We start from the raw sequence: 482 nt of genomic DNA on the forward strand, positions 1-482 counted from the left end.
CGTCAGGCGAGGACGCGCACCCCACCACCCTGCGCAGACCACCGCGGGCGCACACCCAAACCACACGACACCGGAGAGGCTGACACCACACCGTGCACGAAGAACTCATCGCGCAGGCCCAGGCGTGGCTCACCGAGGACCCCGACCCGGAGACCCGCACCGAGCTCGCCCGGCTCATCGACGCCGAGGACCACACCGAACTCGCCGCCCGATTCAGCGGCACCCTCCAGTTCGGCACCGCCGGCCTCCGCGGTGAACTCGGCGCCGGTCCCATGCGTATGAACCGCTCGGTCGTCATCCGGGCCGCCGCCGGCCTCGCCGCGTACCTCAGGAAGCAGGGCCCCCCCGAGAGGGAAGGGGAGGCCGGCCTCGTCGTCATCGGCTACGACGCCCGCCACAAGTCCTACGACTTCGCCCAGGACACCGCCGCCGTCATGACCGGCGCCGAGTTCACCGCGGAGGCCGGCGGTGCCGAACTGGAG

1 pseudogene is annotated in these 482 nt (G+C 72.0%); it reads left to right on the plus strand.

Going from position 1 to position 482, the window contains the following annotated elements:
- Positions 1-92 precede the first annotated feature (92 nt).
- A pseudogene (locus C1J00_RS44110) lies at positions 93-482 on the plus strand (phospho-sugar mutase); the annotation flags it as partial.

This window comes from Streptomyces cahuitamycinicus (assembly GCF_002891435.1).
GTDB lineage: Bacteria > Actinomycetota > Actinomycetes > Streptomycetales > Streptomycetaceae > Streptomyces > Streptomyces cahuitamycinicus.